The organism is Martelella sp. HB161492 (assembly GCF_013184775.1).
Classification (GTDB): domain Bacteria; phylum Pseudomonadota; class Alphaproteobacteria; order Rhizobiales; family Rhizobiaceae; genus Martelella.
The window spans coordinates 87,880-110,013 of the sequence record NZ_JAATVV010000014.1; the positions used below are offsets into that span (position 1 = coordinate 87,880).

25 protein-coding genes are annotated in these 22,134 nt (G+C 60.3%); 12 read left to right on the forward strand and 13 right to left on the reverse strand.

Translation table 11 applies throughout. The features are described 5' to 3' along the window. Positions 1-105 precede the first annotated feature (105 nt). Entirely contained in the window at positions 106-348 is a 243-nt protein-coding gene (locus HCK86_RS20470; RefSeq protein ID WP_176086349.1) for an Lrp/AsnC family transcriptional regulator, read from the forward strand. A 7-nt stretch (positions 349-355) separates the two neighbouring features. On the opposite strand, the gene HCK86_RS20475 is transcribed toward HCK86_RS20470, so the two are convergent. The 8 genes from HCK86_RS20475 to HCK86_RS20510 all read right to left on the reverse strand — a co-directional run bounded on the left by HCK86_RS20475 (position 356) and on the right by HCK86_RS20510 (position 6,481). Further along, positions 356-1,486, reverse strand: coding sequence for an MFS transporter (locus tag HCK86_RS20475; RefSeq protein ID WP_176086350.1), 1,131 nt, complete (start codon positions 1,484-1,486; stop codon positions 356-358). A gap of 160 nt (positions 1,487-1,646) precedes the next feature. After that, the gene (folD, locus tag HCK86_RS20480) at positions 1,647-2,546 is read right to left on the reverse strand and encodes a bifunctional methylenetetrahydrofolate dehydrogenase/methenyltetrahydrofolate cyclohydrolase FolD (RefSeq protein ID WP_176086351.1); all 900 of its coding nucleotides are present in this window, start codon (positions 2,544-2,546) and stop codon (positions 1,647-1,649) included. Between the two features lie 125 nt (positions 2,547-2,671). Then, complete coding sequence (locus HCK86_RS20485) at positions 2,672-3,157, reverse strand: F0F1 ATP synthase subunit B (RefSeq protein WP_176086352.1); 486 nt, start codon at positions 3,155-3,157, stop codon at positions 2,672-2,674. 3 nt (positions 3,158-3,160) lie between these two features. Then, positions 3,161-3,745, reverse strand: coding sequence for a F0F1 ATP synthase subunit B (locus HCK86_RS20490; RefSeq protein WP_176086353.1), 585 nt, complete (start codon positions 3,743-3,745; stop codon positions 3,161-3,163). Positions 3,746-3,836: 91 nt separating this feature from the next. Continuing rightward, positions 3,837-4,064 (reverse strand): F0F1 ATP synthase subunit C, encoded by a 228-nt coding sequence (locus HCK86_RS20495; RefSeq protein WP_141148884.1) that lies wholly within the window; start codon positions 4,062-4,064, stop codon positions 3,837-3,839. Between the two features lie 84 nt (positions 4,065-4,148). Further along, positions 4,149-4,901 (reverse strand): F0F1 ATP synthase subunit A, encoded by a 753-nt coding sequence (locus HCK86_RS20500; RefSeq protein WP_176086354.1) that lies wholly within the window; start codon positions 4,899-4,901, stop codon positions 4,149-4,151. A 78-nt stretch (positions 4,902-4,979) separates the two neighbouring features. Continuing rightward, entirely contained in the window at positions 4,980-5,327 is a 348-nt protein-coding gene (locus HCK86_RS20505; protein WP_176086355.1) for an AtpZ/AtpI family protein, read from the reverse strand. Positions 5,328-5,503: 176 nt separating this feature from the next. Continuing rightward, positions 5,504-6,481 (reverse strand): magnesium transporter CorA family protein, encoded by a 978-nt coding sequence (locus HCK86_RS20510; RefSeq protein WP_176086356.1) that lies wholly within the window; start codon positions 6,479-6,481, stop codon positions 5,504-5,506. Between the two features lie 214 nt (positions 6,482-6,695). Between HCK86_RS20510 and HCK86_RS20515 the strand changes: the two genes are divergently transcribed. The 7 genes from HCK86_RS20515 to HCK86_RS20545 all read left to right on the forward strand — a co-directional run bounded on the left by HCK86_RS20515 (position 6,696) and on the right by HCK86_RS20545 (position 14,210). Next, complete coding sequence (locus HCK86_RS20515) at positions 6,696-7,754, forward strand: LacI family DNA-binding transcriptional regulator (RefSeq protein WP_176086357.1); 1,059 nt, start codon at positions 6,696-6,698, stop codon at positions 7,752-7,754. 4 nt (positions 7,755-7,758) lie between these two features. Then, positions 7,759-8,781: an ABC transporter substrate-binding protein gene (locus HCK86_RS20520; RefSeq protein ID WP_176086358.1), complete on the forward strand. Its 1,023-nt coding sequence runs from the start codon at positions 7,759-7,761 to the stop codon at positions 8,779-8,781. A 98-nt stretch (positions 8,782-8,879) separates the two neighbouring features. Further along, positions 8,880-9,707 carry an ABC transporter permease gene (locus HCK86_RS20525; protein ID WP_176086359.1) on the forward strand — a complete coding sequence of 276 codons (828 nt, stop codon included), beginning with the start codon at positions 8,880-8,882 and terminating at the stop codon, positions 9,705-9,707. Next, on the forward strand, positions 9,704-10,486 hold the full coding sequence (locus HCK86_RS20530; protein WP_176086360.1) for an ABC transporter permease: 783 nt from the start codon (positions 9,704-9,706) through the stop codon (positions 10,484-10,486). The genes HCK86_RS20525 and HCK86_RS20530 overlap by 4 nt, the downstream gene beginning before the upstream one ends. Further along, on the forward strand, positions 10,479-11,501 hold the full coding sequence (locus HCK86_RS20535) for an ABC transporter ATP-binding protein (protein ID WP_176086361.1): 1,023 nt from the start codon (positions 10,479-10,481) through the stop codon (positions 11,499-11,501). Before HCK86_RS20530 ends, HCK86_RS20535 begins: the two co-directional genes overlap by 8 nt. Before the next feature lie 4 nt (positions 11,502-11,505). Next, the gene (locus HCK86_RS20540) at positions 11,506-12,429 is read left to right on the forward strand and encodes a nucleoside hydrolase (RefSeq protein WP_176086362.1); all 924 of its coding nucleotides are present in this window, start codon (positions 11,506-11,508) and stop codon (positions 12,427-12,429) included. Next, a complete protein-coding gene (locus HCK86_RS20545; RefSeq protein ID WP_176086363.1) occupies positions 12,426-14,210 on the forward strand; it encodes an adenine deaminase C-terminal domain-containing protein in 1,785 nt (594 codons plus the stop codon). The genes HCK86_RS20540 and HCK86_RS20545 overlap by 4 nt, the downstream gene beginning before the upstream one ends. Positions 14,211-14,213: 3 nt before the next feature. Here the strand turns inward: HCK86_RS20545 and HCK86_RS20550 are convergent, their stop codons facing one another. Continuing rightward, complete coding sequence (locus tag HCK86_RS20550; RefSeq protein WP_176086364.1) at positions 14,214-15,398, reverse strand: M20 aminoacylase family protein; 1,185 nt, start codon at positions 15,396-15,398, stop codon at positions 14,214-14,216. 211 nt (positions 15,399-15,609) lie between these two features. On the opposite strand from HCK86_RS20550, the gene HCK86_RS20555 reads away from it, so the two are divergent. Then, a complete protein-coding gene (locus tag HCK86_RS20555; RefSeq protein ID WP_176086365.1) occupies positions 15,610-16,287 on the forward strand; it encodes a phosphoribosyltransferase in 678 nt (225 codons plus the stop codon). 59 nt (positions 16,288-16,346) lie between these two features. Here the strand turns inward: HCK86_RS20555 and HCK86_RS20560 are convergent, their stop codons facing one another. After that, positions 16,347-17,390 carry a PRC-barrel domain-containing protein gene (locus tag HCK86_RS20560; RefSeq protein ID WP_176086366.1) on the reverse strand — a complete coding sequence of 348 codons (1,044 nt, stop codon included), beginning with the start codon at positions 17,388-17,390 and terminating at the stop codon, positions 16,347-16,349. Positions 17,391-17,617: 227 nt separating this feature from the next. Then, positions 17,618-19,126, reverse strand: a complete 1,509-nt coding sequence (locus HCK86_RS24325) for an HWE histidine kinase domain-containing protein (RefSeq protein ID WP_176086367.1) — start codon at positions 19,124-19,126, stop codon at positions 17,618-17,620. A gap of 280 nt (positions 19,127-19,406) precedes the next feature. On the opposite strand from HCK86_RS24325, the gene HCK86_RS20570 reads away from it, so the two are divergent. Continuing rightward, positions 19,407-19,919 carry a DNA starvation/stationary phase protection protein gene (locus HCK86_RS20570; RefSeq protein WP_176086368.1) on the forward strand — a complete coding sequence of 171 codons (513 nt, stop codon included), beginning with the start codon at positions 19,407-19,409 and terminating at the stop codon, positions 19,917-19,919. A gap of 143 nt (positions 19,920-20,062) precedes the next feature. Here HCK86_RS20570 and HCK86_RS20575 read toward each other — a convergent pair whose 3' ends face one another. Both HCK86_RS20575 and HCK86_RS20580 read right to left on the reverse strand, forming a co-directional pair. Continuing rightward, positions 20,063-20,626: an RNA polymerase sigma factor gene (locus tag HCK86_RS20575; protein ID WP_176086369.1), complete on the reverse strand. Its 564-nt coding sequence runs from the start codon at positions 20,624-20,626 to the stop codon at positions 20,063-20,065. Positions 20,627-20,632: 6 nt separating this feature from the next. Next, positions 20,633-20,797, reverse strand: coding sequence for a NepR family anti-sigma factor (locus tag HCK86_RS20580; RefSeq protein WP_246739703.1), 165 nt, complete (start codon positions 20,795-20,797; stop codon positions 20,633-20,635). A 203-nt stretch (positions 20,798-21,000) separates the two neighbouring features. On the opposite strand from HCK86_RS20580, the gene HCK86_RS20585 reads away from it, so the two are divergent. Both HCK86_RS20585 and HCK86_RS20590 read left to right on the forward strand, forming a co-directional pair. Continuing rightward, positions 21,001-21,795: a response regulator gene (locus tag HCK86_RS20585; RefSeq protein ID WP_176086370.1), complete on the forward strand. Its 795-nt coding sequence runs from the start codon at positions 21,001-21,003 to the stop codon at positions 21,793-21,795. Positions 21,796-21,938: 143 nt separating this feature from the next. Continuing rightward, positions 21,939-22,100 (forward strand): DUF1328 domain-containing protein, encoded by a 162-nt coding sequence (locus tag HCK86_RS20590; RefSeq protein WP_176086371.1) that lies wholly within the window; start codon positions 21,939-21,941, stop codon positions 22,098-22,100. Positions 22,101-22,134: the final 34 nt, after the last annotated feature.

A 22,134-nucleotide genomic window follows, 5' to 3' on the forward strand; every position in this document is an offset into this window, starting at 1 on the left:
GATGCAATCCTATCCGATAAACTTCGTGCGGCAAGACTGAAAACCCTGAGAAAGCCTGCTATAGCTTATCCACCGAAACGAAGCGCAACAGCCAAGAGTTCCACCATGCAGACCATTTTCGTCCAGTTCAAATGCCTCTCCGGCGCGGCCTATGACGTCGCCGATCTCATCGTGCGCTCGCTGGAGGAAACATCGGAGATCTACTCGACCTCCGGCCATTACGACCTTCTGGCCAAATTCTACCTGCCCAAGGATGCCGATATCGGCCATTTCGTCACCAGCAAGCTGCAGACCATTGAGGGCGTGAAGGATACCTTCACCCTCGTCACCTTCAAGGCCTTTGCCTGAGGGCCGGTCAGAAGCCGCGATAGGCACGCGGTGCCAGCAGGAAGCTGACCACCAGCATCGGCAGCAGCAGCAGGAACGTGACCGTGAGCCCGAAGGCTTCAGCGACCGTTCCCATCAGCGGCGGAATGCCGATCGTGGAAATCAGCAGCGCCAGCGACATGGCGGCCAGATTGTCGGCCGCCGAACGGCCGGGAAGCTGGGCGACAGCGGCAACGGCCAGCGGCATGTTGAGCGCGATCCCGGCGCCGATGACCGTTAGCGCGATGGCGCCGGTGATGATGCCGGGAACGGTGACCAGAAAGATAATGCCGCCGAAAACGGACAGCACCGAGGCCTGCAGCAGCCGCACCGACGAAAAGCGCCCGCGCAGCTGATCGCCGAACATCCGCATCAGCCCCATTGCCGCAGTGAAGCAGGCAAACAGCAATCCGGCCGTTCCAGGATCGGCACCGATCACCGAACGGATGTAGAATATGCCCCAGTCGTAAATCGTGCCTTCGGCAATCGCCAGGCCGAAGACGATGGCGCAAACCAGCAGCACCGCCCTGCCCGGCAGCACGAAAATGCGCCGCTTTTCACCCTCAGCGGCTGGCAGCGGCGCCAGAGACGGCAGCAACTTCAGCTCCACGACCGCCAGAACAACGATCAGAGCGGAAATGATCGTCAGGTGAATGACCGGCAACACGCCGCGACTGGCCATGAAGCCACCGAAAAGCGAACCGAGAAGCAGGCCGACAGACCAGAAACCATGGCTGCGCGACAGGACCTTCACGCCGGCAAGCCGTTCGGATTCCATCGCCACCATATTGGCGGCAACGTCCAGCAGCGTGCGGACGAAACCAAAGATCACGAAGCAGATGAAAAACCACCGATAGCTCACCACGCTCATGATCGGCATCAGCGGGCACATGGCCGCCAGCGCGATGGCCGCCGTCACCCGCGGGCTCAGGCGGTTTGTCACCCGGCCGGCAATCGGCAGTGCCGCCAGCGTGCCGATGGAAGCGCCGAAAATCGCCAGGCCCAGCGCCGCCTTGCCAATCCCCATCGCGCTGGAAATTTCCGGCATGCGGATGAAAAGCGAGATATACAGAAGGGCATTGCCCAGGAACAGAAGTGCCGGCGGCAGAAAATGGGGCATGGCAAAATGCTTCATCGGGCCGGGACGGCCGGGCGAGGTTTTAAGGATTTGGGGAGCAGATCGGCGATCGAGAAACGATCTGCACCCTTAGCCTGTTACACCGCGTTCCGCTGCCTTGCAAGATGGCGCGGCAAAGATCTCGCCGACGATCTGAAACGTTTCAGAAGCGCGGAACATCCACGCCCGCCGCGCGGCAGGCTGCTATCACCGTATTGGCCATCAGCATGGTGATCGTCATCGGCCCGACGCCGCCCGGCACGGGCGTGATCGCCCCGGCAATCGTCTCGACGGCGGCGAAATCGACGTCACCGATCAGTCGCGTCTTGCCCTCCCCCTTTTCCGGCGCCGGAACACGGGTGATGCCGACATCGATCACCGTCGCCCCCGGCTTGACCCAGTCTGCCTTGACCATTTCCGCCCGCCCCGTGGCAGCCACCAGAATGTCCGCCTGACGGCAGACAGCGGCCAGATCGGCGGTGCGTGAATGCGCCATGGTGACGGTGGCATTGGCAGCCAGCAGCAGCCGCCCCATCGGACGGCCGAAGAGATTGGAACGGCCGATCACGACCGCCGACAGGCCGGAGAGATCATCGCCACGTTCCCGACGGACAAGCACCATGGCACCCGCCGGCGTGCAGGAAATCAGCCCGGTGTTGAAGTCGCCCGTGGCAAGCTTGCCGGCATTGACGACATTGAGGCCATCGACGTCCTTTTCCGGCAGGATCATCTGCACCACGCGATCCTCATCGAGATGACGCGGCAGCGGCAGCTGCACCAGTATGCCGTGGACGGCGGGATCTGCGTTCAGCGCGGCCACATGGGCTTCGAGATCCGCCTGGCTGGTATCAGCCTCGAGCGTGATCTGGATCGAGTGAAATCCGCATTCCTTGGCACGGCGTCCCTTGGCGGCGACATAGGTGTGGCTTGCCGGATCATCGCCGACAATCACAACGGCGAGCCCCGGAATGACGCCCGTACGTTTCGTCAGGTCCGCCGAAGCCAGCTTGATCTTCTCGATGATTTCGGCGGCAACCGCCTTCCCGTCAATCAGCTTCGCCATGGATGCCACCTTTCAATTCTATCCTTCACGCATTGCCGTCTTCGCGGCCTGCGGAATTTATGCACGAAAAACAAAAAAGCAAGCGCGTGGGGCGCTTGCTTCGTCATCTTCAAACCGTGTCCGGTTCAGTTCAGCCTCGCCTTGACCTCTTCAACGGACTTGGCGAAAAGCTTGGCCTGAACGGCATCGGTGGATTTCTTTTCGAGAACGCTGCGCGCTGCTTCAACAGCCAGATCAACAGCCGCACCACGCACGGCTTCCAGCGCTTCGCTTTCGGCCTGGCGGATCTTCTGTTCCGAGAGGGCCGTGCGGCGTGCAATGTAATCTTCTGTCTTCTGGCGGGCTTCTTCCTTGATGGAAGCGGCCTCGCGCTCGGCAGCCGAGATGATGCCCTTGGCTTCCTGCTCGGCTTCACGGCGCTTGCGCTGGTAATCGGCCAGCAGGTGCTGGGCTTCTTCACGCAGACGCTTTGCTTCGGCGAGTTCGGTACGGATGCTTTCCGCACGCCCGTCCAGCGACTTGGTCATCATCGCCGGGACCTTCAGATAGACGATCGCGACGACAAAAATCACCAGGCCAACGAAGGCAAAAAATGTTGCATCGAATTCCATGGATCAGCCCTCCTTGGCCGCGGTAACGGCGCTGGCGACATCCGCCTTGGCAACGCGACCGCCGATCAGGTGGGTAACGATCAGAGCCGTCGTTTCCTCGGCGATGGCGCCGACTTCAGCCAGCGCCTCGGCACGGACGGCATCGATATGTGCGCTTGCGCCGGCAATCTTTTCGGCCAGCTCACCTTCAAGCTTATGCCGTTCGGCATCGGCTTCGGCGCGTGCCTTCTCGGCGGCGGCGGACGCAATGTCACGGGCTTTTGAGCGGGCCGCGGCAAGTTCGCGCTCATAGGCCGCCATGGCCGCGCTCGCTTCTGAATTCAGGCGGCTCGCCTCGTCCAGATCCTGGGCAATCCGGTCATGCCGGTCTTCCAGAATTGCGCCAACGCGCGGAACGATAACTCTCTTCATCAGAAAGTAGAGAACGCCGAACGTGATGACCAGCCACAGGAACTGTGACGGAAAGGTCGACGCGTCAAAGGGCGGGAAGACGATCTTATCCGCATGGGTGGTCGCTTCTTCCAGCGCCGTTTCCGTTCCGGCGGCTGCACCATGAGCCGTTTCGGCAAATGCCGGTGTCACGAACATACTCATCTCCAAAAGTCTTTGCCGAGACCGGCCACGACACTGAAGCGCGCCGTGGCCGTCAATGGCCCTGTCTTAATTTCCGTTGTGGAAATCAGACGGCAAAGAGCAGGATCAGGGCAACCAGCAGCGAGAAGATGCCCAGAGCTTCGGTAACGGCGAAGCCGAAGATCAGGCGGCCGAACTGGCCGTCAGCTGCAGAGGGGTTGCGCAGAGCGCCGGCGAGGTAGTCACCGAAGATACGGCCAAGACCCATGGCTGCACCGCCCATGCCAACGCATGCGATACCGGCACCGATGTATTTTGCTGCTTCCGCGTCCATAAGTTAACTCCTTAAGATGGGTTGTTGCGGCTTGTTGAGCGACAGGCGAACCGACAGATGAGCCGAAACACCGTCATTCCCGGATCAATGGCTTCCGCCATTGACCGCGTCATTGAGATACATGCATGTCAGAACTGCGAAGACGTAAGCCTGCAGGAATGCGACAAGCAGTTCCAGTGCCGTCAGCGCCACGGTCATGGCGAGCGGCAGGATCGAAACACCGACACCGACAGCACCGAGCGAACTCAGCGCGACGATAAATCCGGCAAAAACCTTGAGCGTGATGTGACCGCCGAGCATGTTGGCAAAAAGACGGACAGAGAGGCTGACGGGCCGGGTCAGGAACGAGATCAACTCGATCAGGAAGACCAGCGGCAGAAGCAGCATCGGCACATCCGGCGGCACGAAGATTTTCATGAAGGCGATGCCATGCTTCTTGAAGCCATAGGCCGTGACGATGATCATCACCAGAAGCGCCAACGAGAATGTCACCAGGATCTGGCTTGTCACCGAATAGAAATAGGGGAACATGCCAATCAGATTGGCCACCAGAATGAACATGAACAGCGTCAGCACAAAGGGGAAGAAGACCATTCCCTTCGCCCCCGCGCCTTCCCTCAGCATCGATGCGATAAACTCGTAAACCAGTTCGGCAACCGATTGGGACCGCGACGGGATCAGCCCGCGCTTGGCGGTTGCGAAATACATGAAGCCAGCCGTGGCAGCCACGGTAAGAACCATGTAGAGCGACGCATTTGTAAAGGAGAGGTCCACCCCGCCGACATTGATCGGCACAATATTATGAATCAGAAACTGATGGGTCGGATCGTTTGACACCTTGAGCTCTCTCTTTCATCACTCCCACCCGGAAAGGGCAGGCAAATCCATCCATAACGGCGCCTCTGTCGAGACCGGCTATTGATTGTCCCCATCTAGCCGATCCTCGGGCTGCCTGACAACGCCAATGGCGCGCAAAACATTCAAAACACCGGCAACAAATCCGAGAAGAATGAAAATCACCATTCCCCATGGACCTGTACCGGCGAAGCGATCGAGAAGATAGCCTATCATGAAGCCCACGAAAACCGCCGAAATGAACTCACTCGACAGTTTCAGTCCCTGCGACATCTGTTTTCTGTCGCTGACCTTTGAAGGTGCCTCCGGCTCGTCCCCGTTCCCTCTTTGCTTGCGAAGCGCCTTTACCTGCTTTTCAAGCTGGAAACGGCGTTCCTCAAGACTTTCTTCTTCCTCATTTCGCGGCATGGCCACCTCGTCCCTATCTGCCGCTGCGCTCACAAGCCGGAAAATGCGGCATAGAGCGCATATTCTCCCTTGTGAAAGTCGGCCGCACCATAGTTTTAGGTTCCCCCCTAGTCAAGGCGTTGACGACCGGCCTTTGCGCCTGACCTGTACGACGAAAGTCTTGTCTTAACAGATGTCTAGAACCAGCCGCGCGAACGGAGCCAGTAGATTGCGAAAAATCCTGTGAGAAACATCAGCCCCAGCGCCGCCGGATAGCCGAAACTCGAGTGCAATTCGGGCATGACATCGAAGTTCATCCCATAGATTCCGGCGATCAGCATCGGCGGAGCAAAAATGACGGAAACCACGGAAAATAATTTCATGATATTGTTCTGTTCCAGATTGATCAGGCCAAGCGCCGAATCAAGCAGGAACGAGATATTCGATGAGACGAAGCCGGTATGCTCGGTCAGCGACTGGATATCGCGCGCGACGATGCGGCAGAGATCCTTGGTGTCCTTGTCATCCTTCACCCGCCGCAGCGACTGCAGATAGGTCGACAGCCGCGACAGCGTCGTCAGGCTGTCGCGGGTCTTGCTGACAAGGCGGTGATAGGAGGAGATCTCGATCAGCCGCTCCTCGAGTTCCGCCGGCGGACGCCGCCGGCCCCTGGCACCCTCGCCGAAAACCGCGATCGAGATATTGTCGATCTTGGCGACGGCCAGTTCGAGAATCTCTGCCGTCCGGTCGACGATCGTATCGAGAAGACAGGCGAGCACCTTGGTGCCCTGACCCGGCGCGATATCCAGCCGCCGCATATCGGCAGCGAACAGGAAGAAAGGCTTGGGCTCCGCATGGCGGATCGTGATCAGCCGTCCGCCCGTCAGAATGAAGCCGACATCGGTCAGATGTGCCAGCCCGAAATCCACATTCATCACCAGTGATGCCGTCATATAGACCGTCGAGCCCTCGGTATAGAAACGGCTGGAGGGCTCGATATCCTTCAGCGATTCGCGCGTCGGCATCAAAATGCCGAGCAGGCTCTCGACATGATGAATGTCGGCCTCGGACGGATCGAGCATGTCGATCCAGACCACGTCGTCATCAAGCGGCAGAGCGGGACCGGAGCTTGCCAGAACACTGCGCTCGCCGCCGGCTTTATAAAGATGGATCATGGGCCTCCAGAAGTCTTTCGAAAGCACGCTTTATCAAAAACTATCCAAGCAGCTTCTTCCGCGCAAGCCGCCATTTCTGAAGTTTCAGCGACAGTTTTCGCCCTGTCGCCACCATGGCGCGACGATGTTTTCTTGGTCACGACGCAGAAGAGGACTCGACAAGTCAGATGATTCAGGCCATGGTTGCTTAAACGATTAATCACGTATTGAACCGATGAAGCGACGCAGCGCCAGCCTTTCCGAGATTGCCGCACGATTGCAGATCTCCACGGCCACCGCCTCCAATGCACTTTCGGGCAAGGGGCGGGTCTCGGCGGAGCTCGCTGCGCGCGTTCGCGCGGTCGCGGACGAGATCGGCTATGTGCCAAGTTCCTCGGCGCGCGCATTGCGCACCGGCCAGACCGGCGTCATCGGTCTGGTTCTGCCTGATATCGCCAATCCGCTTTTTCCACAGATTGCCCAGGCCATTGAACATGCCGCGGCCGAAATGGGCTTCGGTGTTCTGATTGCCGATTCGCGCGGTGCGGTCCACACCCAGACCGAGGCGATCCAGCGGCTGGTTGACCGGCAGGTGGACGGGCTCGTCGTCATTCCAAGGCGCGGCACCCGCATTGCCGCGACGGGCTGCCCCGTGGCAATGATTGATTCGCCCTCCACGCCCGGCAATACGGTTGCCGCCGATCACTGGGAAGGCGGCCGGACACTGGGAAGGCATCTGAAGGAGCATGGCCATCGCCGGCTGCTTCTGGTCGGCAACAATCCCGATTCCATCGTCCAGAATGACAGGCTCGGCGGCATTCGTGCTGGCTTTGATCATTCCGGCATCGTCGAAACCGTCTGGATGGATGATCTGAGACGCTTTCACGGCGCGAATGCGGTTCTCAACCCGTCGGGCTGGCATGCGCGCGGTTTCACCGCCTTTGCCGCAACGTCGGATCTTCAAGCGCTGAGAATTCTCACGGAACTGCAACATGCCGGCATTGCCGTCCCGGCCATGGCCTCGGTCGCCGGTTTTGACGACCTCGTCTTCTCATCATCCGTCATGCCGGCACTGACCAGCATGCGCATGGATATGGGCACGATCGGTCGCATCGCCATCGCTGCCCTGAAATCAGCCATCGAAAACGGTGGCCAGACAGAAACGGGCTCCGACATGGTTTCAGCCGATCCTGACCGTGTCGCCATGGAGCTTGTGATCCGCCGGTCCACCGGTCCGGCACCAGCAGAAGACGGCAGCAAAGCCGTCCCTGAACCTCTCGTGAAGGAGAACTGAAACAATGCGCAAGACACTACTTCTGGCAGGCGCGGCGCTTGCCGTTTCCGCGTCGATGGCCTCGGCCGAGGACAAGACGCTGACCATTTCGGTCTATGCCCTGTCCCAGGACCAGTTCAAGGAACTGGTTTACGACCCCTTTGAACAGATCTGCGGCTGCAAGCTTGTCGTTGAGACCGGCAACAGCGTCGAGCGTCTGGCCAAGATGGAAGCCAACAAGGAGCATCCTGTCGTCGACATGGCCGTGATCTCCATGGCCGATGCGCTGCAGGCCGCCCGCCAGGACCTGATCGCACCGATCGACTATTCCAAGCTTTCCAACTACGACAAGCTCTATGATATCGCCAAGGATCCGAACGGCGATGGCATGAGCGTCGGCTACACCTTCTACGGCACCTCGATCGTCTACCGCACAGACAAGGTCAAGGTCGACAGCTGGGCCGACCTGCTGAAGCCGGAACTGGCCGGCGAAGTGGCTTTCCCGAACGTCACCACCAATCAGGGCCCGCCGTCGCTCTACATGCTGGGTCTCGCCATGGGAGACGACAGCCCGACACTTGAAAAGCCGATCGAAGCCATTGGCGAACACAAGGACGATTTCGTCACCTTCTACGTCAAGTCCTCGCAGCTGGCACAGCTGATGGAACAGGAAGAGATCTGGGCGGCACCGGTCGGCCGTTTTGCCTGGGGCATGTTCAAGAACATGGACCTGCCGCTCGCATGGGCAACGCCGAAGGAAGGCCAGACCGGCGGCATGAACGTCATGGTCATGACCAAGAATTCCGGCCATGAAGAGCTCGCGGAGCAGTTCATGGATTACTGGCTTTCCACCGAAGTGCAGCAGAAGCTGGCAGACGCCCTGGTCGACAGCCCGGCCAACAAGGACGTCAAGGTTTCCGACGAAGTCGCCAACAGCATCACCTATGGTGCCGACACGGCCGCAAGCCTGAAGCTGATCCCCTCGGCCACCGCACTCGACTATCGCGATCAGTGGCTTTCCGAATGGAATGACAAGGTTGGCCAGTAAGGCCTGACAATCCGGCAGGCGGCTTTGCGGCCGTCTGCAAGCTTCAAGACACACGGCGGATGAGACCCGCCGTGTGTCCTTTCAGAGGTTATCGACACATGTTCCAAAGCCGCGCCGAAGCCATGGCACTCGTCCTGCCGGCCGCTCTGTTTGCCGGGCTCGTCTTTCTCGTGCCCGTCATCGTTCTGCTTTCGCAGGGTATCCATATCGACGGACAATGGACGCTTGCCGCCTATATCGACTTCTTCTCGAAGTCGCTGAACCAGGTCGTGTTCTTTCGAACGCTCCGGCTCGGCGTGCTGGTGACCTTCCTCGCTGCCATTATCGGCTATGCCGCAGCGCTGTCGATTGTCAGCCTTCCGCCGGCCTCCAAGGGGCGCATGGTCGGACTTGTCGTCCTGCCGCTGATGATTTCGCCGGTCGCACGCACCTATGCCTGGATCGTCATTTTGGGCCGCACCGGCATCGTCAACAAGGCGCTGGTGGCGATCGGCCTCACCGACGAGCCGATCCGCTTTCTGTTTACCGAGACAGCCATCACCATCGGCCTGCTGCAGCTCTTCCTGCCGCTGATGATCATTTCGCTGGTATCAGCGCTTGAGAACATGCCGCGCGATGCCATTGCTGCTGCCCGCGTGCTCGGCGCCAACTGGTTCCAGGTCTTCTACAAGGTGGTCCTGCCGCTCACCCGCGAGGGCCTCGTCATTGGCGGCACGCTGGTTTTCACCGGCTCGCTCACCGCCTATATCACCCCCGCCATTCTCGGCGGCTCCAAGGTTCTCATGCTCGAAACCCTGCTGTACCAGCGCGTCACGGTCGCCAATGATCTCGTCACCGCGAGCGTGATCGCCTTCATCCTGATGGTCATGAGCTTCTCGGCCAATATGGTGCTGAAACGCGTCGCATCTGCGCGAGGTGGAAAATGAGAGCCGAACGTCTCGCAACCCTGCTGACACTTGCCGCCGTTCTTCTGTTTCTGATCGGCCCCTTTGTCGTCATCGTCATGGCCGGGCTTTCCTCCGGCAACAATCTCGCCTTTCCGCCGCCTGGCCTGTCATTGAAGTGGGTCTACAAGGTCTTCACCATCGACAGTTTCCGCGCAAGCTTCGGCGTGTCGATGTTCCTTGCCATCTTCGGCACGCTGGCCGCCCTCATCCTCGGCGTTCCCGCGGCTTACGCGCTGTCGCGCTACAAGGTGCCGGGTGCTGAGGCCGTCAGGCTGATCGTCTCATCGCCGATCATCGTGCCGGGTATCATCGTCGGTCTGGCGCTTTTGCGCTATTTCGTCGTGCCGCTGCAGCTGAAAGTCTCGCTGGCGCTGTTCTGTGCCCACACGGCACTGATCATTCCCTATGCGGTGCGCGTGGTCTCGGCCAGCCTGCAGAACCTGCGTTCCGATATCGAAGAGGCGGCCGTACTGCTCGGCGCCAGCCGGGTCGGCGCCTTCTTTCGCGTTATCCTGCCGAATATCCGTGGCGGCGTGCTCTCGGCCTTCATCCTCGGTTTTGTAACGTCATTTAATCAGGTTCCGGTCTCGCTGTTTCTCTCCGGCCCGGGCATTCACACGCTGCCCGTCGATATGCTCGGCTATATGGAAACCACCTACGACCCCTCGATCGCCGCGCTTTCCGCGCTTCTCGCATTCCTGTCGATCGGCATCGTCATGATCGCTGAACGCTTCCTGGGCTTTACCCGCTATGTCTGATCTTTCTTATCTCACGCTCGAAAAGCTCACCCTTTCCTATGGCAAGACAGTCGCTGTCGACAGCCTCGATCTCTCCATCGACAAGGGCGAGCTGATCGCGCTTCTCGGACCTTCAGGCTGCGGCAAGACCACGACCATGCGCGCGATCGCCGGTCTGATGAGCCCCACTGCGGGGCGGATCATGCTGGATGGAACCGATATCTCCCGCGTGCCGCCAAACAAGCGCGCGGTCGGACTGATGTTCCAGTCCTATGCGCTGTTCCCGCATCTCTCGGTCTATGAAAATGTCGCTTTCGGGCTGCGCCTGAAGGGCATGCGCGGCGGCGAGCTCGATGCCAAGGTGAAGGGCGGCCTTGAAACGGTTGGCCTTGCCCATCTTGCCGAGCGCAAGCCAGCCGCGCTTTCCGGTGGCCAGCAGCAGCGCGTCGCGCTTGCCCGCTCTCTGGTGATGGAACCGAAGGTCTTGCTGCTTGACGAGCCGCTTTCCAATCTCGATGCGCGCCTGCGCCTTGAAATGCGCACTGAGTTGCAGCGCGTTCAGCGCGACAGCGGGCTGACGATGATCTTCGTCACCCATGATCAGTCGGAAGCCCTGTCGCTTGCCGACCGGATCGTCGTCATGAATGACGGACTGATCGAGCAGATCGGCACGCCGGAGCAGATCTATCGCCATCCCGAAACCGGTTTCGTTGCCGATTTCGTTGGCTTCGAGAACATCTTTGCCATCGAGGGCGGCATGATGAAGGGCAAAGGCGAGGCCTTCATGGCCGAAGGCGTCTTGCCGGAAGAGGCTGCAGGACTTGCCTTCCGCCCGACCGCAGTCCGCCTTGGCGAAGGCCCGCATCGCGGCACGATCATGGGCGCCGCCTTTGTCGGCGAACAGCGCGAATATGTGCTGCATACGCCAATCGGCCAGATCAAGGCCGATATCGATGCCACATTGCCCGCCTACGCCATCGGTGAAACCGTTGCCTTCTCGCTGCCGGTTGAAAATGCCGCCGTGCTGAAGGCCTGACATCATGGGCGTATGGATCGATACCGATATGGGCTTTGACGACCTCGCGGCGGTTCTGACCGTGCGGGCGGCCGGGCTTGCCATTGACGGCGTTTCACTGGTCTTCGGCAATGCTCCGCTTGCGCAGGTGCGCGCCAATGCCGCCGCCGCCGCGCAGGCCTTTTCCTTCCGCTTTCCGGTTCATGTCGGAGCGGATCGCGCCATTCTCGGCGCGGTGGAAACGGCCGAGACCATTCTCGGCAAGACCGGCATGCCGAGCACCGGTGCACAGCTGGAACCGGCGCCGGAAGATTTTTCAGGGCCGGCGCTGGAGGCCCTTGTCGGCTGGCTTGCAGCAGGTGCCGGTCCGCGGCGCATTCTGGCGCTTGGCCCGCTCACCAATATCGCCATTCTGTGCCTTGCCCGCCCCGATCTGGCGCCGAAAATCGATGAACTCATCTGGATGGGCGGCGGCGCGACGATGGGCAATCACACCGCCTCTGCGGAATTCAACGCCCTGGCTGACCCGGAAGCCGTCGCCATCGTGCTGGCTCACGGCCTGCCGCTGAAGATGGCTGATCTCGATTTCTGCAGGAAGGTGACGATCGGCGCGGAGGATGTCGCGGCAATTCGCGAAAGATCCGGCGCAAATGCCGCCCTTCTTGGCGATCTGACCGAGGGTTTTCTCGATATCGCCCGCGCGCGCGGGCGCGACCGGATGGCCTTTTTCGACCCTGCAGCCGCTGTAGCCCTCGTCCGGCCGGACCTCGTCACCATGCAGACGGTTCGTATTGATATGGAACTGGCTGGCGTTCACACGCGCGGCCGCACCGTGGTCGAAAACCGCCCCCACAAGGCCGCTCCCAATGCCGGGCTGATCAGCGGTGTCGATGAACATGCCGCTCATGAATTGATCCTGTCGGCCCTGTTGTCGGAGGCGGACCGATGACCGATCTTCGCGCCGAACCGGAAGACCTTGCCGACGGCCGCCTGCGCACCCGCGCCGTCGCTGCAGCGCGTGGCGATGCCGCGTTCGACCTTCTGATTGCAGGCGGCAGCCTCGTCGATGTCGCCACCGGTGAGATCCGCGCTGCCGATATCGGCCTTGTCGGCCCGCTGATTGCCTCGGTGCATGCGCCGGCCGCACGCAGCGATGCAGCAGAGCTGATCGACGCCACGGGCAGCTTCATTGCGCCGGGCCTGATCGACAGTCACATGCATATCGAAAGCTCGATGGTGACGCCCGCAACCTATGCGAAGGCCATGCTGGCGCGCGGTGTCACCACCATCGTCTGGGATCCGCATGAATTCGCCAATGTCCATGGCCCTGCCGCCGTGCGCTGGGCCATAGACGCCATCCGCGCCCTGCCGCTGCGCGCCATTATTCTGGCGCCATCCTGCGTGCCTTCAGCACCGGGGCTGGAACTGGCTGGCGCTGACATCGATGCCGATGCCATGACCGAGATGCTGGCCTGGCCGGAAATCGGCGGTATTGCCGAAATGATGAATATGGAAGACGTGATCGCCCGCGATCCACGCATGAGCGCCATCATGCAGGCGGGGCTTGCCTCCGGAAAGCCGGTCTTCGGCCATGCGCGCGGATTGAAGGATGCCAGACTTTCGGCCTTCATGGCGGCGGGTGTTTCCTCCGATCACGAACTGACCTCTGCCGCGGACTTTCTCGAAAAGCTGCGCGCCGGGCTTTCTGTCGAGCTGCGCGGTTCACATCCCTATCTGCTGCCGGAGATCGTTGGCGCACTGCAGACGCTGCCGAACTGGCCCTCGACCATGACGCTGGCAACGGATGACGTTTTCCCTGACGACCTGTTGCAGGAGGGCGGGCTTGACGCGCTGATCCGCAAGCTGACCGCCCTTGGGCTGAGCCCGCAACAGGCCCTGCAGGCGGCGACACTGAACGCCGCACATCGCCTTACCCGCCCCGATCTCGGCCTGATCGCCGCCGGACGCCGTGCCGATATCGTGCTGTTCGAAGACCTGGAAACGTTCCGCGCCCGCTCGGTGATTGCCAATGGCGCTGTCGTTGCCGCAAACGGCGTGACCATTGCCCCCTGCCCGGATACGGACTCAAGCCTGCTGGCCGCGTCGGTGAAAGTGCCGCAGCTGACCGCCGATGACTTCAGGGTCAGGGCGCAGGGCAAACGCGTCGAGATCGCCACGATCGACAAACCGCGCTTCACCGAATGGGGGAAGATGGAGGCAGCGGTCGAAAATGGCATGGTCGTCAAACCAGACGGGACCACGCTGATTGCAGTCATCCATCGCCATGGCCGGGCGGAAGCCGTGCCACATACCGGCTTCCTGCGTTTCTGGGGCCAGTGGCAGGGCGCCATGGCAACGACCATCTCCCACGACAGCCACAATCTGACCGTCTTCGGCGGCAACGAGGAAGACATGGCAATCGCCGCCAATGCGCTGATCGAAGCCGGTGGCGGCATGGCGGTCGCGGCTGACGGGGAATTGAAAGCCCTTCTGGCACTGCCCCTCTCGGGCCTGGTCTCGGATCGTCCGCTCGATGCGGTTGCCCGAGATTTTGCGGCCCTGCGCGAAGCGGCCGGCGCGATTGTCGACTGGCAGCCGCCCTACCTCACCTTCAAGGCAACCGTCGGTGCGACACTTGCCTGCAATGCCGGACCGCATCAGACCGATCAGGGTATTTCGGATGTCGTCGCCGGCACTTTGCTGAAAGATCCGGTGCTGAGGGTGTTGTGACCCTCAGCCCGCCTTCAGCTCCGTCTCGGTCAGCGACACCCAGAAAGCGGCGCCCGGGATAATGGCCGCGTCATTGAAATCATAGCCTGTATTGTGATGCAATGCCCCGTCGCGGGCCGGGCCATTGCCAAGCCAGACATAGCAGCCAGGAATTTCCTGGCCGAAAAAGGCGAAATCGTCACCAGCCGTTGACGGCGGAAAGGCCGTTAGGGTCTTGTCCCCGAAGACGGCACGGGCCGCTTCAAGCGCTGTTGCCGTCGGGGAAGCCGCATTGATGACCGGGGGAATGCGGCGCACGAAGCGGTAATCCGCAGAAATCCCGAAAGCCGCTGCCGTACCGCGCGCCAGCCGGCCGATTTCTTCTTCCAGCTGATCGCGGACCTTGGCAGAATAGGCCCGCGCCGTGCCGCCGATCTCGACAAAATCCGGGATCACATTCAACGCCTTGGGGTCGCCTGCCTGCACAGAACAGGCCGAGACGACTGCCGGCTGAAGCGGATCGACGACCCGGCCGATGATCGCCTGAAGGCTGGCAAGAAAGCTGCCGGCCGCCGTCACCGGATCGCGGCCGAGATGCGGCTTGGCGCCATGGGTGCCGATGCCCTTCATCGTTACATACCAGCTGTCGGAGGAGGCCAGCTGCGGCCCTTCGACCACCGCCATCTCATCAGGATCAAGCCCCGGCATATTGTGAAGGCCGTAGACGGCATCGCAGGGGAACTGGCGGAAAAGCCCGTCCTCGACCATCTTCTTCGCCCCGCCCCGCCCTTCTTCCGCCGGCTGGAAGATGAAATGTACCGTACCGGAGAAATCTTTCGTGCGCGCCAGATGGCGGGCAGCGGCCAGCAGCATCACCGTATGGCCATCATGGCCGCAGGCATGCATCTTGCCGGGGACGGTGCTCCTATAGGGCCGCTCTGCCGTTTCCGGCATGGCAAGTGCATCCATATCGGCACGCAGCCCGATCACCCGGGTGCCATTTCCGACCTGCAGCGTGCCGACTATCCCGGTTCCGCCCAGCCCGCGGGTGACGGTGATGCCATCCTGTTCCAGACATTCGGCAACAAGAGCACTGGTGCGGGTCTCCTCGAAGCCGAGTTCGGGATGGGCATGAAGATCATGGCGAAGCGCGGTCCAGAAATCGAGATCGGCGGTCATGGCCGCGTCAATGGTTTCAAGCTTCGTCATTTCGTCCCTTTTCCTTCACCTGAATGCTGCAAAACAGAATGCTGCTGCTATAAGACAGACAGCCTAGCGCATCGGTCTGGAAACCGAAACCGGTTTTCAGCAGGCGCAATGCGTAGATTCAATAGCTTAGAACATGTTTCGGCATCCGGACGGATAGACGAACAACGCTCTGAGAACACAAAACCGGGGCCGGTTTTCCGGCGTGGCATTCATGGAACCGCATCATTTCTGGCAGGAGATCCATCCCGCCGCAAGTTTCGACGCATCGGCACCGCTCGATCGCTTCTATCCCGCAACCCTTGCCGATGGCCGCCAGCTGCTGTTGCCGATCCGCCCGCTTTCCGACGGGACATCGGCGCTGGCCTCGCTGATCGTCAATCAGGCTTCGTTTTCCGTGCTTGATGCGCTCTCCGGCGATGTTGCCGACCGGCTGAAAGCCTATGCGCCGGAGGTGATCGTCGGCCTGCCGACGCTGGGATTGACGCTTGCCGCCCCCGTTGCCCACAAGCTTGCCCATGGCCGCTATGTGCCGCTCGGCACCTCAAGGAAATTCTGGTACCGCGAGGAGCTTTCCGTGCCGATCTCATCGATCACCACGCCGGAACAGCAAAAGCGGCTCTATGTCGATCCGCGCATGCTGCCGCTGCTCGAGGGGCGCCGTGTCGTGCTTGTCGATGATGTGATTTCATCGGGGAAATCGATCTTGGCCGGGCTTCAGCTGCTGCGCTCCTGCGGCGTCAAGCCGGTGGCCATCGCCGTCGCCATGCTGCAGTCGAAGCGTGGCCTTGAAGCCATCGAAGCCTTTGACAACAGTCTCGTTCCCCACGTCCACGCGGCATTTGCCTCCCCGATCCTGACCAAGGGCGAAGACGGCTACTGGCATGGCTGAAACGCAAAAGGCCCACCGGAGCAGCACTCCGGTGGGCCAATCGCGACAGAAGCTGTCGATCAGTTCAGCAGAACCTTCTCGGGGTCATTTTGGAAGGCATCGGCACTGTAGGCGACATGATCCTTCAGTGTGTTCTGGTCGAAATCCGTATCGATGACCAGATTGCCATCCTTGTCCTTCATGATCGTCACCGCCGCCGGCGCAATCGCAACCGGTTTCTCGCCAACGCCAAGGAAGCCGCCGACATCGGCAACATAGGCTTCAATGCCGTCATTGCCCATGATCACATTCGAGACCTCGCCGACTTCATCGCCGCTCTGCGACAGAACCGGTGCCCCCTTCAGCTGATCGGCACTGAAGCCGCCTGGCGCCACCGGCGTCATCTGCGCCAGATCGCTCTTCTTCGGGGCCGTGCCTTCAACCGAATCCGTCATGTCCTTGGCGGCCGAGGCCATGCTGTCGGAGGTCTTTTTCAACGCGTCGCCGGTCTTGTCGGCGGCATTGGCAATGCCATTCGAGAGCTTGTCATAGGCCGTACCGGCAGCGTCTGAGACATTGCGGGCGGTCTTGTGATAGGTCTTTTCAAGACTTTCCATGTTCACGGCGCCAACCCGCAGGACATTCGTGTCATCCGGCTCGAAGGCAGGCGCATTTTCAAGATCTTCCTTGGTGGCATCGACGGAAAGGTAATTGCCCTCGTCACTGGCCTTCCAGCTCACGCGGTCAACCGCGACGGCGACATTCTTTTCGCCGACACCGAGAAATCCACCGACGCCGATCACCAGCGCCTTGGCGCTGCCATCCGGCGCCATGACGATGTCGTTGACATCACCGATGCTCTGCATTTTGCCGTCCTTCGCGCTCATGCCATAGACAGGCCAGCCAAGCACGGTGCTGGCGAGGATCTGGTGATCGCCGGCATCAAAGAAGGATGAGCCGTTTTCGCCCATCTTGTCATCGGGAAACAGCGGATTGGCAGAGGTATCAGCAGGAGCCTGCACCTCCATTCCCACTTTGCCCGTTGTCGTGCTGTCTTCAGCCTGGGCAACGCCCGCTGCCATGAGTGCGACAACTGCGGTGGTCGAAAGAATCTTGCGAAGCATATGAAACTCCTGTTTTCTTCATTCATCTCGAGCGCGCCGGGCTTTGGCTTCCCGACCCGTCTCGCTGATTGGGAAAACGTGTCGGACGCTGTCCGGTTCCCGAAAAACTGCGCTCAAAAGAGGCGCATTGCGGAAAGATGTGCCGCCGGAAAACGCGAAAGGCCCGGACTTCCCGGGCCTTCATGTAATATGAAACAATGTTCTTTTCGGGCCCTAAAAAACAGGGTTCAGCGTGTTCTGAGCGGCATGGTGATATGAACTTCCAGCCCGCTTCGCGCATAGGAAACGTCGACCCGGCTGCCGACCACCTTGTCGAGGCTGCGCTTGATCAGCACCGAGCCGAAACCCTGCTGATCCGGAACCGCCACCGGCGGTCCGCCAACCTCCTGCCAGCTGAGATCGAGATAGCGCCCCTGCTTCCCGACAACGCGCCGCACAGCGATCTTCACCATGCCGCGCTCGGCGGTGAGCGCGCCGAACTTGGCGGCATTGCTGGCCAGTTCGTGGATCACAAGGCCAAGTGCCAGGGCCTCGTCGGGATCGAGATAGACCGTGTCGCCATCAATCTCGATCTGGCGATCAAAGCGATCGGTATAGGGTGCGATCTGCGAGCGCAGCAATCGCTCCACTTCGATGGCGCCCCATTGTTCGTCTGACAGCAGCGTATGCGCCAGAGAAAGTGCCTGCAGCCGCGCCGAAAACGACATGGTGAACTCGGCGGACGAACGCGACCGCCTGAGCGTCTGGCTGGCGATGGACTGGACGATGGCGAGTGTGTTCTTGACCCGGTGATTGAGCTCGCGCAGCAAAAGCCGCGTCTTCTCCTCCGAGGCCTTGGTCGCGGTGATGTCAACCACAACGCCGAAAACCGGCCGGGTGCCGCCGCGCTGGCTGACGGGATTGTCATAGGTGCGGCCAAGCGCCAGAAGCCAGCGGCCGGAAGAACTGACCCTGACCTCACCCTGATATTCCTCACCCCGCGAGAGCGCCCCCTTGAAGGCCCGCATGGTTGACGCCCGCATTGAGGGGGCAATGGCATCAAGCGCCTTGCGAAAGGTCACCGGCTCGCCGACAGGCAGATCGAACATCGCCCGCAAGGTATTGTCGCATTCGATCGCCTCGGACGTTCCGTCCCAGCTCCAGGCGGCGATATTGGCGGCTCTGAGCGCCAGCGAGTGGCGCGTTTCCGCCCGCGACAGGGCGAGATCGGCTGACGCCTTGCCACGTGCGGCATCCTTCAATTCATAGAGAGAACCGGCCAGATCGGCGATCCGTCTGAGCGCGACAAGCGTCTCGACCGGGGTTTTTTCATGCGGCTTAGTATCGAAAACGCAGAGTGTGCCGGCCTTGACGCCGTGGACATAGACTGGCGCACCGACGAAAAACACAGCAACCTGCCCCTGATATTCCGGCACAGACCGGAGGAAGCGCGGATCCTCCTGGGGATTGTGGATCTCGAGCGCCGGCTCCACCCCGCCGGCAATCGGGTAGGCACTGAGCCCCTTCTCCGTCTCCACGTCGGAAATGTCCATGCCGGACGCGGACTGAACCCAGTTGCGGTCAAAATCGATGATCATCAGAAAGGCGAATGGCACAGACAAGAGCCTGGCAGCCTGAGAGGTCACCGTATCGAAATCCGCATCCCCGTCCTCTGAGCGCAAGATATATTGCGACAGGATCCTGAGCCGCGATTCATCCTTGATCGCCTCCACGAGTTCCTGCGGTAAATGTTTCACTGCTCTTCTTCTTCTGTTTCGCCACCACGGGCAACGCCCATGTCAGCCACTTAAGCGCATGTCCGGCCAATTGATTGATGCAAGCCTCGGGCGGGAAACGCAAGCCATGCGCTTTGGTTCCGTGCCCGCACCTTTTTTTTGCCACAAAGCAAAATCCGGATGCAAGGAACAAGCCCGCAGCCTCATTCGTTATTTGAACAAGCGGCCGGTCCTGTGGCTGGCTGACTGAACAGTGCCCAGCGGTGATCCTGCGGGCACAACAGCGAAAGGAGACACCAAAATGGCCAATGTTGCAGCCGTTCTGAAACCCAAATCGCACGAAAGCACGATGCAGACAGGCCTTTCGGAGCAATATCGCTCCGACATGGCGGACCAGCTGTCCAATATCCTCGCAGCCACCTACCGGCTGACGATCAAGACCCACATCTATCACTGGAATGTCGTCGGCCCGTTGTTCCGCTCGCTGCATGAACTGACGGAAGAACATTACAACGCCCTGTTCGCGGCAACAGACATCATTGCCGAACGAATCCGCGCCATCGGCTTCCTCGCGCCGGAAACCGTCAGCGCCAGCAACGGCTTCGCCCCCGATGGCAAGACGATCAGCAGCCTTTCGGCCGACGCCATGGTGCGTGATCTGATCAGTGAACATGAAACAGCCGTACGGCAGATGCGAGAGGCTGGCGCGGCGGCGGGAGAGGCTGGCGACCTTGTCACCGAAGACATGCTGACCCAGCGCCTGACCTTCCACGAAAAGGCGCTCTGGATGTTGCGCGCCATCATCAGCGACTGACCCGATCCGTCCTCATTTCTGACGCTTGAAGCCCGGGCCGGCCATCCTGAGATGGCCGGCTCTTTCTGCTGGCCGCCGCCAAACAAAAAAGCCACGCCGGCAAGAGCGTGGCATTGGGACAGGACCTGTCAGTGAATATGGCTTCAGGCGGTCCGCGCCGAAATCGCTCCGGTCATGGCTGCGGCCGAAGAGGCATCCGGGCCATAGTCACCCTCACCTTCAATCGCCAGCATGTCCTGAAGCTTTGTCCGCGCCCGGGCAATGCGGCTCTTGATCGTGCCGATGGCACAGCCGCAGATCTCCGACGCTTCCTCATAGGAGAAGCCGGACGCACCAACCAGAATGATTGCTTCACGCTGATCGCTCGGCAGGCTGTCGAGGGCCTTTCTGAAGTCCTTCAGATCCATCACCCCGTGCTGGGCTGGATGGATCGACAGCCGGTCGGTAAAGACATTGTCGGGATCCTGGATCTCGCGGCCGCTCTTGCGCATCTGGCTGTAGAATTCATTGCGCAGAATGGTGAACAGCCAGGCCTTGAGATTGGTCCCGACGGCGAAACTGTCCTGCTTGGCCCAGGCCTTCATGATCGTATCCTGGACAAGATCGTCTGCACGATCCGGATGCCCGCACAACGACACGGCGAACGCGCGCAGGCTGGGCAAAGTCTTCAGCAGGTCCCTTTTGAAACTCGGATCATTTGTCGCCATGTTGCCTCAACCCTCTTTCACACTGCGCGCCGCTTCTTCAGCAGCATCGAGCTTTTCAAGAAGATCAAGAAAGCGATCAGGGATCTCCTCCTGCTCTATCGATGAATAGAGCGCTTTCAGGCGCCGGCTGATTGCCTCGTTCGGATTGTCCGAGGCGCCGGGCATCATCATGCCTTGCTGCAGGCCAACCGTCTTTTTCACTTTATCGCCTCGCTATGGTCGAATTTCATTTTCTGTCCTACAAACGTGGCGCTTCAGAAAAAGTTCCGGCGCGGCGGAACAAATTTCACGCTCACGCATTTTTTACGTTTGAAGGACTGTTTCTAACTGCAATTCATACCACACGACGACAATCAGGCAGGAGACAATCAGACATGTCACTTTCTACTCGTATCGCCGCGCATCTGCCGTATCTGAGGCGGTACGCTCGCGCGGTCTCCGGTTCCCAGACGTCTGGAGACGCCTATGTGGCAGCTGTCCTTGAAGCCCTGATCGCGGATGTTTCTCTCTTCCCCGACAAGGGTGACGACAAGGTCGCACTGTATAAACTTTTCACCACTTTATTTAGTTCCACGACAATTGAAATCGGCGAGATCGACTCGCCCTTTTCCTGGGAAAAGCGGGCGGCGGCCAATCTGCTCGCTCTTCCGGCCAAACCGCGCCAGGCCTTCCTTCTGGTCTCGCTCGAGGGATTTTCCGCAGCGGAGACCGCCGAAATCCTTTCGGTTCCGGCAGCGGATCTCAACGCCCTTCTCGACGAGGCTTCCACGGAGATCTCGCGTCAGGTCGCCACCGATATCATGATCATCGAGGATGAACCGCTGATCGCCATGGATATCGAGGAAATGGTCGAGAGCCTCGGCCACCGGGTCACCGGCATTGCCCGCACCCACAAGGAGGCCGTCGAACTCTTCCAGCGGACAAAGCCGAAAATGGTTCTGGCCGACATCCAGCTGGCTGACGGAAGCTCCGGCATCGACGCTGTCAACGATATTCTCGCCAGCCATTCACTGCCGGTCATCTTCATCACCGCTTTCCCGGAACGGCTTTTGACTGGTGAACGGCCTGAGCCGACCTTTCTGGTGACCAAGCCCTTCAACCCCGACATGGTCAAGGCGCTGATCAGTCAGGCGCTGTTCTTTGAAGAACACAGCAGCGCCGAGGCCTGAGCGGCGATCCCGTTCCCGGAAAATGCGAAGATGAAAAACAGGGGCCAGGCGCCCCTGTTTTTGATTCTGCCGCATCGGAACCATTTCCGTCAGCCGTCGTTATTCCTCCAGACAGACAAGCCAGACAAACAAGGAGGTTTACGATGCTTTATTACGCGCTCGTCTTCTTCATCATCGCGCTTGTGGCGGCAGCCCTCGGCTTCGGCGGTATTGCAGGCGCTTCAGCGGGTATCGCGCAGATCCTGTTCTTTCTGTTTCTGCTGTTCTTCGCCGTTGCCGTCGTCGTCAATTTCGCGCGACGATAACCGAACCATGGCAAAAGAAACGGGCCGTTCCCTC

Bases quoted from the DNA above. Each gene is read 5' to 3' on its own strand.
- HCK86_RS20590 (WP_176086371.1), top strand. From the start codon at position 21,939: ATGCTTTATTACGCGCTCGTCTTCTTCATCATCGCGCTTGTGGCGGCA.
- HCK86_RS20520 (WP_176086358.1), top strand. From the start codon at position 7,759: ATGCGCAAGACACTACTTCTGGCAGGCGCGGCGCTTGCCGTTTCCGCG.
- HCK86_RS20490 (WP_176086353.1), bottom strand. From the start codon at position 3,745: ATGTTCGTGACACCGGCATTTGCCGAAACGGCTCATGGTGCAGCCGCC.
- HCK86_RS20510 (WP_176086356.1), bottom strand. From the start codon at position 6,481: ATGATCCATCTTTATAAAGCCGGCGGCGAGCGCAGTGTTCTGGCAAGC.
- folD (WP_176086351.1), bottom strand. From the start codon at position 2,546: ATGGCGAAGCTGATTGACGGGAAGGCGGTTGCCGCCGAAATCATCGAG.
- HCK86_RS20505 (WP_176086355.1), bottom strand. From the start codon at position 5,327: ATGCCGCGAAATGAGGAAGAAGAAAGTCTTGAGGAACGCCGTTTCCAG.
- HCK86_RS20545 (WP_176086363.1), top strand. From the start codon at position 12,426: ATGACCGATCTTCGCGCCGAACCGGAAGACCTTGCCGACGGCCGCCTG.
- HCK86_RS20475 (WP_176086350.1), bottom strand. From the start codon at position 1,486: ATGCCCCATTTTCTGCCGCCGGCACTTCTGTTCCTGGGCAATGCCCTT.
- HCK86_RS20470 (WP_176086349.1), top strand. From the start codon at position 106: ATGCAGACCATTTTCGTCCAGTTCAAATGCCTCTCCGGCGCGGCCTAT.
- HCK86_RS20580 (WP_246739703.1), bottom strand. From the start codon at position 20,797: ATGATGATGCCCGGCGCCTCGGACAATCCGAACGAGGCAATCAGCCGG.
- HCK86_RS20515 (WP_176086357.1), top strand. From the start codon at position 6,696: ATGAAGCGACGCAGCGCCAGCCTTTCCGAGATTGCCGCACGATTGCAG.
- HCK86_RS20585 (WP_176086370.1), top strand. From the start codon at position 21,001: ATGTCACTTTCTACTCGTATCGCCGCGCATCTGCCGTATCTGAGGCGG.
- HCK86_RS20525 (WP_176086359.1), top strand. From the start codon at position 8,880: ATGTTCCAAAGCCGCGCCGAAGCCATGGCACTCGTCCTGCCGGCCGCT.
- HCK86_RS20550 (WP_176086364.1), bottom strand. From the start codon at position 15,398: ATGACGAAGCTTGAAACCATTGACGCGGCCATGACCGCCGATCTCGAT.
- HCK86_RS20575 (WP_176086369.1), bottom strand. From the start codon at position 20,626: ATGGCGACAAATGATCCGAGTTTCAAAAGGGACCTGCTGAAGACTTTG.
- HCK86_RS20535 (WP_176086361.1), top strand. From the start codon at position 10,479: ATGTCTGATCTTTCTTATCTCACGCTCGAAAAGCTCACCCTTTCCTAT.
- HCK86_RS20555 (WP_176086365.1), top strand. From the start codon at position 15,610: ATGGAACCGCATCATTTCTGGCAGGAGATCCATCCCGCCGCAAGTTTC.
- HCK86_RS20560 (WP_176086366.1), bottom strand. From the start codon at position 17,390: ATGCTTCGCAAGATTCTTTCGACCACCGCAGTTGTCGCACTCATGGCA.
- HCK86_RS20540 (WP_176086362.1), top strand. From the start codon at position 11,506: ATGGGCGTATGGATCGATACCGATATGGGCTTTGACGACCTCGCGGCG.
- HCK86_RS20570 (WP_176086368.1), top strand. From the start codon at position 19,407: ATGGCCAATGTTGCAGCCGTTCTGAAACCCAAATCGCACGAAAGCACG.
- HCK86_RS20495 (WP_141148884.1), bottom strand. From the start codon at position 4,064: ATGGACGCGGAAGCAGCAAAATACATCGGTGCCGGTATCGCATGCGTT.
- HCK86_RS20485 (WP_176086352.1), bottom strand. From the start codon at position 3,157: ATGGAATTCGATGCAACATTTTTTGCCTTCGTTGGCCTGGTGATTTTT.
- HCK86_RS20530 (WP_176086360.1), top strand. From the start codon at position 9,704: ATGAGAGCCGAACGTCTCGCAACCCTGCTGACACTTGCCGCCGTTCTT.